The organism is Pseudanabaena sp. 'Roaring Creek', from assembly GCF_001402795.1.
In the GTDB taxonomy this organism is placed as follows: Bacteria; Cyanobacteriota; Cyanobacteriia; order Pseudanabaenales; family Pseudanabaenaceae; genus Pseudanabaena.
Window position 1 is genome coordinate 1 of the sequence record NZ_LIRE01000299.1, and the last position, 1,317, is coordinate 1,317.

Consider the following 1,317-nt stretch of genomic DNA (forward strand, 5'->3'; position numbering starts at 1 on the left):
ACGGCGATTTGGGCGTTCGCTGCAATGTTAAATTGCACTGTTGAAATGATTAATAATGCAATCATTGTTTCAATGAGTTTATGAACTTAACAACCAAAGTTATTCCTAAGTAAATCAGACCCAATACGACTGCCTCAACAAATCCCTCCTGCAACTTCCCATAAAAAGGAGGATCCATATAATTAGGAAGGGTTGCTACTATGCCGTCTGTTGGTACTGAAAAATTAGGATAAACTACGTTAGTTGGAGATCCATTAACTACAATATTTTTGGCTCTACATCTAAAATCTGAATCAAGATTTCCTATAGGACACTGATCGGGCGATGTAGGTACTGTAGGGTTAGACTGTGCTATTAATGTTCTTTCCATATTAGTAACCTGCTAACATTTTCGTGATTGTCCAGCAGACAGAATGGAAGATTATTGTCCATACTGCCCACATCAGGCATTCTGCTAAGGCTGGATGGATATCTACATATTGCATGATGGCTAATACTTGAAATATCTTCTAAATAGCAATATCCCCCATAAGGTGGGATACATCTTTGCCCCTATATCTATCGACCACTGGCACAGATGGATGATTTGGTTATATATGTCTGCGCTTGGTGATGTTGGTGGCATGATGTCCTTCTAGGCTGCTTTTGCCTGTTCTTTTTGTAGTAAAGCAGGAAAGTCTAGCTCGACAGGTCGTATATATTTTGCGCCTACAAATACTTGAGTGACTCCTCCACTACGCAACGGCACTAAGCCAAACTCCACATCATAAACGGCTGGAAGTTTATCAAAAGTATTCCTCGACTCGAAGGGTATTCTCATCTCAATAGGCATCCATCCGCTACGAATACTACTTCCTGAGGAGGAAGCTTTTGAAAGATAGGTAAAGGATGCGCCCTGTTTGCGCTCTCCTGTATCTTGTTTAACGTAGTCGTAGGATGAAGACCCCATACAGGTTACTAACATAGATCTTTGCTTCTTTGTGAACGTCTGTAACTTCAATAAAGCAAAGTATTCTATTAAAAACAACAACGGTATACCGTGTAAGATTTTTATCTATGGTATTTATTTAATGCATAATATATTTTCAATGCCGTCTCGCTAGATAGTTTGTAGTCAACTGTATCTATGGGCGGTATTGGTGTACTACACAAGCCTTTGAATGGTTCGTGTGGAAATTTATAGGCTTCACAATCACATACTAATTTTGTACTTAGTTTGACTGATATGTAAACTGTCATGGCTAAAACCACTCGTCATAGTCTGGTAATCGGGTACATAACCTGACTGCTTCGTTGACCATTGCCCGATGGACTCCT

The 1,317-nt window shown here is 39.7% G+C and carries 2 protein-coding genes; both read right to left on the reverse strand.

Annotation, left to right across the window (positions count from 1 at the left end):
- Positions 1-61 precede the first annotated feature (61 nt).
- A complete protein-coding gene (locus tag AC805_RS25555) occupies positions 62-370 on the reverse strand; it encodes a hypothetical protein (RefSeq protein ID WP_156341374.1) in 309 nt (102 codons plus the stop codon).
- A 264-nt stretch (positions 371-634) separates the two neighbouring features.
- A complete protein-coding gene (locus AC805_RS10335; protein WP_156341375.1) occupies positions 635-964 on the reverse strand; it encodes a hypothetical protein in 330 nt (109 codons plus the stop codon).
- Between the last annotated feature and the right edge of the window lie 353 nt (positions 965-1,317).

What these genes read in the sequence shown, in the direction of transcription:
- AC805_RS25555 (WP_156341374.1), bottom strand. Translation starts at nt 370, where the DNA reads ATGGAAAGAACATTAATAGCACAGTCTAACCCTACAGTACCTACATCG.
- AC805_RS10335 (WP_156341375.1), bottom strand. Translation starts at nt 964, where the DNA reads ATGTTAGTAACCTGTATGGGGTCTTCATCCTACGACTACGTTAAACAA.